The organism is Ferruginibacter sp. HRS2-29 (genome assembly GCF_024343615.1).
Classification (GTDB): domain Bacteria; phylum Bacteroidota; class Bacteroidia; order Chitinophagales; family Chitinophagaceae; genus Ferruginibacter.
Map to the genome: position 1 here is coordinate 69,811 of NZ_RJUB01000016.1, position 6,969 is coordinate 76,779.

6 protein-coding genes are annotated in these 6,969 nt (G+C 45.9%); 3 read left to right on the plus strand and 3 right to left on the minus strand.

The window, feature by feature from the left end; translation table 11 throughout:
- Positions 1–76 precede the first annotated feature (76 nt).
- The 3 genes from EGI32_RS08000 (at position 77) to EGI32_RS08010 (ending at position 2,800) form a co-directional block, all read left to right on the plus strand.
- A complete protein-coding gene (locus tag EGI32_RS08000) occupies positions 77–1,315 on the plus strand; it encodes an ABC transporter permease (RefSeq protein WP_255154866.1) in 1,239 nt (412 codons plus the stop codon).
- 176 nt (positions 1,316–1,491) lie between these two features.
- Complete coding sequence (locus EGI32_RS08005) at positions 1,492–2,085, plus strand: hypothetical protein (RefSeq protein ID WP_255154867.1); 594 nt, start codon at positions 1,492–1,494, stop codon at positions 2,083–2,085.
- A 343-nt stretch (positions 2,086–2,428) separates the two neighbouring features.
- Positions 2,429–2,800 carry a DoxX family protein gene (locus EGI32_RS08010; RefSeq protein WP_255154868.1) on the plus strand — a complete coding sequence of 124 codons (372 nt, stop codon included), beginning with the start codon at positions 2,429–2,431 and terminating at the stop codon, positions 2,798–2,800.
- Between the two features lie 221 nt (positions 2,801–3,021).
- Here the strand turns inward: EGI32_RS08010 and EGI32_RS08015 are convergent, their stop codons facing one another.
- The 3 genes from EGI32_RS08015 to EGI32_RS08025 all read right to left on the minus strand — a co-directional run.
- Positions 3,022–5,049 carry an OmpA family protein gene (locus EGI32_RS08015; protein WP_255154869.1) on the minus strand — a complete coding sequence of 676 codons (2,028 nt, stop codon included), beginning with the start codon at positions 5,047–5,049 and terminating at the stop codon, positions 3,022–3,024.
- A 206-nt stretch (positions 5,050–5,255) separates the two neighbouring features.
- Positions 5,256–6,266, minus strand: coding sequence for a PorP/SprF family type IX secretion system membrane protein (locus EGI32_RS08020; protein WP_255154870.1), 1,011 nt, complete (start codon positions 6,264–6,266; stop codon positions 5,256–5,258).
- A gap of 4 nt (positions 6,267–6,270) precedes the next feature.
- On the minus strand, positions 6,271–6,969 hold a 699-nt coding region (locus EGI32_RS08025), incomplete at its 5' end, for a gliding motility-associated C-terminal domain-containing protein (protein ID WP_255154871.1).

Sequence of the window (6,969 nt, forward strand, 5' to 3'; positions counted from 1 at the left end):
TAGAAATCGCAGTTTGATATTTTACCATTTATACATTAATTCGTAATTCGTAATCCGTAATTCGTAATTTTAAACCATGTCAATGTTTAACATCCTCGGCAATTCCCTTAAACTATCCATCAAGGAACTGAAAGTAAACAAGCTGCGTACCGCACTCAGCCTTACGGGTGTGGCATTTGGCATTTTTTGTATCATTGGCGTACTGGCATTTGTAAACAGCATCGAGCTCAATATCCAGGCGCAGGTGAACAGCCTTGGAAGCAATACCATCTATATAGACAAGTGGGATTACAGCGGCGGCCCCAACCAGCCTTTCTGGAAAATGCGGGCAAGGCCAAGTATGAAATACGGGGAAGCCGGACTGGTAAAAAGCAGGTCGGAATTGCTGGATGATATCGCATTTCTCATGCAGACCAGAGGCAGCATTTCCCACGGTGACGACCTGATACAGAATGCTTCGGTATATGGCATCATAGAAGCCCAGGATGTGATACAACCCCTGAAGTTTGAAGTGGGCCGGTATTTTTCCGCATCGGAGTTTACTCAAGGAACCAACGTATGCCTGATCGGTTATACCAACGCGGAAGATCTTTTCGGCTCGCCGGAAAGGGCCATCGGCAAAAAGATCGAGATCAAAGGCAAGCAGGCTACTGTGGTGGGCGTGATCAAAAAAGAAGGAAAAAATTTTATCGGCTGGGATTATGATAATTGCATCATGCTCCCCTATAAATTTTGCAGACAGGTCTTCCAGGAAGATAATTCCAACCCGATACTCATTGCCAAGGGCAAAAAAGGCGTTTCCACCGATGCCCTCTCCAGCGAACTGAAAGGCATTATGCGGCAGGTGCGCCGGCTCAGTCCTACACAGGAAGATAATTTTTCCCTCAACAGTGTGGAGGCTTTCAGCAATTCCATTTCCTCGTTCTTCAGTGTGTTGAACGTGGTGGGTTCGATCATTGGCGGCATCAGCCTGATCGTGGGGTTGTTCAGCATCGCCAATATCATGTTTGTAACGGTAAAGGAACGTACGCCTATCATCGGGCTTAAAAAGGCCATCGGTGCCAAAAGTTCCAGCATCCTTTTCGAATTCCTGCTGGAAGCCGCGTTGTTATGTATCCTCGGCGGGGCTTTCGGGTTACTCTTCGTGTACCTGGCTACGCTGATCGTTTCCAGGATCGCCAACTTCCCTGTATTCATTTCGTTGCCCATGCTGATGGCTACTATCATCATCTGCCTGGTAGTGGGCGTGCTGGCGGGGATCATTCCGGCATCGAGGGCCGCTAAGATGGATCCGGTGACGGCCATCAGAAGTTGAAATAAGAAAGAGAAAATAAGGAATAAGGAAGTTAGGGTCTCAGGAGATGAACCTTTTATTGCTTATTTCATGTTTATAATCCCCTTATTTCCCGGGCAAAATACCGTGATTTCCTGTTGAAATTCCCCATGCAGGCTAACGCTGCGATTTTACCTTAGCTGAATCAAATTTTCAGCATGTACATCCAACCAATTACTGAAGGAAATTATTATCATATCTATAACCGGGGTATTAATGGTGAAGACATTTTTAAAAGTCAGGAAAACTATCCTTTTTTTCTAAAACAATATCAAATGTATTGTTCCGATGTTTTCGATACCTATGCTTATTCCCTTTTAAAGAATCATTTTCATTTATTGGTGTATGTTAAGGAAGATGTGTGGGTGCCTAAGCATAATAAGCAGGGAATGATAAGGTTGAATGCATCAAAACAGTTATCGCATTTTTTTAATTCTTATGCTCAATCTATAAATTGGTCGGTTGGCAGGACGGGTGGATTGTTTGAATCACCTTTTGAAAGAAAGCATGTGGATAATGAAAGTTATCTTGATTCAATGATAAGATATTGCCATTTTAATGCCTATAAACATGGATTCGTAAAGGATTTCAGGGATTGGGAATATTCGTCGTATCATTCTATATTAAATAAAAATGAGGGTATTGTTGCTGTTTCGAAGGTATTGGAATTATTTGGAGGGGATGTATCCTTATTTGAAAAATCACATCTGGAAAGGCAACTGTTGAATCCTGATCGGTATGGAATTGAATAGTAGTATTCTTTTTCAATCGCCGGGCCTATAGCAGCTGTCGGGGGTTTAGCTTTACAATTTTTATTCAACCGCCGACAGGGTCTCCGACCGCTGTCGGGGTTTGGCGGCGTCGGAAGAAGATAGCCCCCCGACGGCGGTTGAACGAACCCCGTTGGCGGTTAAACGGAAACCCCGTTGGCGGTCGGAGACCCCGACGGCGGTTGAACGCCCCCCCCCGACGACGGTTAAACCGAAACGCCACTCAAATTTGTCTTACCAACCCCTAAATCCGTCCATTTCGCCCCTTTGAATTCTCCCCCGGAAAAATATCTTTGTCGTATAAAAATATATAAACCAAAAACACATGAAATCTACAAAGATCATCTACTGGATCAGCACCACCCTGATCTTCTTATTCGAAGGGGTGATGCCCGCTCTTTTCTCACAATCTGAAGAAGGAAAAAAAGGTATCAGCGACCTCGGCTACCCTGCTTACTTCGGGATAGCGCTGGCGGTATTTAAAGTGCTGGGGGCTATCATCCTCATGGTTCCAAAATTCCCGAGACTGAAAGAATGGGCGTATGCCGGATTCTTTTTCGATTTCGTATTCGCTGCCATCAGCCATTACGTGGTCACAGGCCCGGATTTCTTGGCGGTTTTCCCGATCATTGTATTGGCGGTATTAATGGTGTCCTATGTCACTTATCATAAACTAAATGGAAATGTGTTGAAATAAAGATTTTCTTATACGTTTTAGAATTGAAAAAAAGATGGAGACTTAGAGATCAACGCAGATTTCATAGGGATAAAGGAGACTACACAGATTGTTTTCACTTCGTGAAAACTAAAATGCAGTTTATAAAAAGTCGTAACTTTTATATAAACTGCATTTCTTTTTGCGTCAGCAAAATAATCTGTGTAATCTCCTTTATCCCTTTGTAATCAGTGATCCCTTTTCTATCGTCCCGATAAGATCACCATCCTCACTTTCCTGTTCCACCGGCCCGCTTCTTCCTTCGACATATTCTTATCGTTGATCAGTTTTCCATAACTTTTGATCACTATACGATCCGGGCTGATGCCATGAGTCTTTAGATAAGCCGCAGCTGCGTTTGCACGCCTTAATCCAAGCTTGATATTATAGTCGTCTGTTCCGGCTTCATCGGTATAACCTCCTACTTCAAATATCGCCGCCGGAAATTCATTCAGCGTGATGATCATCGAATCAAGTTCGGATACCGCCGCCGGTTTCAGGTTTTGTTTATCAAAATCAAAATAGATCACACGGTCGCGGATGATGCGTGGCTCAGCTTCTACCGGTTCCGCCTGCAGGCAGATGTCGGCGTTCGTCAATACATCGTTGAGGTCATCGATCAGTGAAAGCGCCGCAACAGATACAGAAGATGTATTGCTGCTGTAGGCTTTGCGTTCTGCCAGCAACTGCAGGCTGTCGCGCTGCCCGATCGGCAATATATATTTACCATCACGATCGGTGAAAGTAGAATCTGTTTTTTGTCCGCTCACCGGATCTTTCACATAGATCATCCCACGCGAAAGCGGTTTTCCCGTAGCACAATCCAGCAATACACCCACGAGTGTTTTGTTGCGTGGTTCCTGTTTGGCGCTGTATAGTTCCAGGCAGCAATCGGAACCCCTGTCGGAACTGAACCATGCTTCGCTGAAAATATCCGAAGGGCTGCTGCTGTAAAAATACTGGTCGTCTTTTACCGAATTGATCGGGTAACCCATGTTCACCGGTTCGCCCCATTTATCGATCGTGCCTTTGGTGCTGAACAGGTCGTATCCGCCCATACCCGTACGACCATTGGTAGAAAAAACCAGCCTGTTGATACCCTGTGCATAAAAAGGCGTTTGTTCGTCGGCGTTAGTATTGATCACCCTGCCCATGTTCAACGCGGTGTCCTTTATGCCAGTTCCGCCATCCAATACTGCATACCAGAGATCATATCCGCCACTGCCACCCGGCCTGTCGGAAGAGAACAAAAGATATTTGCCATCCGCCGATACAAAAGGCTGCATGGAATTGAAGCCATCACGGTTAAGATTGGCTACGATCGCTGCATTACCCCACGAACCATTCGTGCCGGATGCATGCCAGATAGAAGCATAGGTCTTTCCATTCTTCTTTTCCCACTGGGTAAAAAATAGATCTTTTCCTCCCGGAGTCAAAGCGGCAGTACCCTGATGCAAAGCGGCATTTGCCCCGTCGATGCGGATCAACGTGGCTTGTTTACCCGCTTCATTGGCCGGTGTAGACCGGTACAGGCGATGCAGGTAAGGATTGCCTTTTTTATTATTCAAGACAGCGCTATCCGTATGAACACCGGTAAAAATGAATGTTTGCCGGTCCACCGCCACAGGCGCAAAATTACCTTTTGAAGTAAGTCCTGTGCCTTCAAACCTGGTTACTTTAAAAGCATCTGTAAACCCTTTTTTCAACTGGCTGTTGATGAACTGCAGGTTTTTCAACTCTTTTGCGGCAGCTGCGGTATAAGCATCTTTTTCTTTGTAGTTTGTCGCGAAGCTATCCATCACCTGTTCGGCCAATACAAAATTTTCTTCGGCACGAAGTGATACGGCATACCAGTATTGCGCCAGCGGAAATTCGGCTCCATGCTCTTCCGCAGTCTTTTTATACCAGTCGCGGGCATTGGTGTAATCGTGCATCAGCCGGTAACTTTCAGCCAGTCGCCATGTAGCCCTTCCGGGTACATCGGTGGCATAAGTCACCTTTTTGGATTTAGCACCCGTGGCATGCCCATACGGATTGAACGTACCTTTCAGCAGACTGTCCCCTTTTCCGGTCAGGTATAAAAGGTAAAGTTTGGCAGCATTGTAATGATCTGCCTGGTACCAGGCTTTTTCTGCTTCCTGTAATATTTTACCCTGCGCTTTTAACTGCCCGCTACCGCATAATACCAGCAGGAACAATAAAGCGGGAATTATTTTTTGAAATCTTTTCATCATATAATTATAGACTGATAAATTAATTTGAGACCGCTCTCTTTTCTGTAACCCTGAGCTTGTCGAAGGGTTGCTCATTTTATCCTGAGAAAATAACCCTTCGACAAGCTCAGGGTGACAACTGATTTTAAAATCTTCCATTTTAAGAAATCCAGCCTCCAGCATCCCCGTCCGAACGGCATTCAGCCGGGCTTGCAGCATCGGCCTTACAGCCTTCCACATTGCAAATACCCCTTCTCCACTTTCGCCGGGTTCTTTTTGATGAACGACAAAGTGAATTCGAAGCTGTTGGCATTTTTCACCTGGTTGCCCAGTTTGGAAGTGTTGGCATCATAGCTCAGGCCAAGTGTAAGCCCGTTGTAGGTGATGCCTGCAAATGGGGTCACTGCATCGTCGAAACGATAATTTGCTCCTGCCAATACATCCACCTGATCGCTGGCTTTCAGCTGGAAATATGCTCCGGCCATTTTTTCTTCAGCCGTTCCCTGTTTCATGTATAGTACATTCGGCACCATACTTACCGAAGAAGATAATTTTACATTTGCACCTGCATGAACGGAATAACGCATCGGTATCACAGCGCCATCACCGGATACGAGGAACGGATCCTTAGGTTTGGTCAAATGAAACACCGCAACCCCACCGTAAAAATTCACTTTTTTATCCGGTGTAGCATCATAATAAAATGCCCCCGCTCCTGCATCGAAGGAAGAAACATTGGATGTTTTTAAAACATCCCCGGTTGCATTGCCCGGGTTGTAACCAGTGATCGGATTCCATTGATCACCAAATTTAAATTTGGAAGCATTCACGCGCCGGTTGATGAACCCTACCTGCATGCCGAGGGAAATGCGTTGATATTCACCTTTGCCAAAACGCAGCCCGGTATAGGCCAGTGAAGCATACCCTGTAAGGTAGTTGTAGCCTGCATCTCCGGCAGATTGGTTAAGGATGTTGACACCGAAATTCATGTTCTTGTCGGTGTTGATATCGGCAGTAAGCCCGGTGGTGGAAAAGGCATCGGTAATGCTTGCCCATTGATTTCTGTAGGTAGCCGCCACCCTGTAATCGCCATTGATCAACCCGGCCATGGCAGGATTGAGGTATAGCGGGTACATGTAATACTGTGATGTATGCGGATCTACCTGGCATTTTGCGGCAGGTGCCAGCAATGCTGTGAAAGCGAGTGTAGCCAGCAGGCTGTATAATTTTTTCATTTGCTTATCTTAATAAAGTCACTGAACCTTTTTTGTTGATGATGCTGTTGTCGAGCATGACTGCTTTGAGTACATATATATATACTGTACCCGGTTGCAGTTTACCTTTTGCAGTGCCATCCCATCCTCCGTTGATGTTGCTAGTGCGGAAGATCATTTCGCCCCATTGGTTGAAGATGCTGAACTCCATACTCTTCAGGGTAGTGCTGTACACTTTCAACACATCGTTTTTACCATCGCCGTTTGGAGTAAAAACATTCGGCACAAATACCTCGTGTTTTTCCGGAGCTGATACGATGATGCTCACAGAAGCTGTATCGATACAACCCGCAGCCGACAATGCCACTGCACGATAAGTAGCATTTGCCGAAGCAACCAGCGCTTGCGTTAATGAAGTCTGGTTAGTAAATGTCGCCAGCGGCAACCAGGCGGTCACCTGGTAGTTGGTACCTGCCGATGTGCTGAGCGTAAATGCATTGCCTTGCGGCACCGTAGTGGCTGATGCAGTAAGGTTTAGGGTAAAATCATTTACCGTAACCACCGTGGTAACTGCTTTGCTGCAACTTCCGCTGGTTACTGTATAACTGATGGTGGTATTACCGGCGCTTATACCGGTTACCACTCCGGTATTACTTACTGTTGCAACAGCCGTATTGCTGCTGCTCCAGGTGCCGCCTGCGGTTGGGTTGGCAAGTGTGGTGCT

Excerpts from the sequence above, each read along its gene's own strand:
- EGI32_RS08000 (WP_255154866.1), top strand. The coding sequence starts at position 77 with ATGTCAATGTTTAACATCCTCGGCAATTCCCTTAAACTATCCATCAAG.
- EGI32_RS08005 (WP_255154867.1), top strand. The coding sequence starts at position 1,492 with ATGTACATCCAACCAATTACTGAAGGAAATTATTATCATATCTATAAC.
- EGI32_RS08010 (WP_255154868.1), top strand. The coding sequence starts at position 2,429 with ATGAAATCTACAAAGATCATCTACTGGATCAGCACCACCCTGATCTTC.
- EGI32_RS08015 (WP_255154869.1), bottom strand. The coding sequence starts at position 5,049 with ATGAAAAGATTTCAAAAAATAATTCCCGCTTTATTGTTCCTGCTGGTA.
- EGI32_RS08020 (WP_255154870.1), bottom strand. The coding sequence starts at position 6,266 with ATGAAAAAATTATACAGCCTGCTGGCTACACTCGCTTTCACAGCATTG.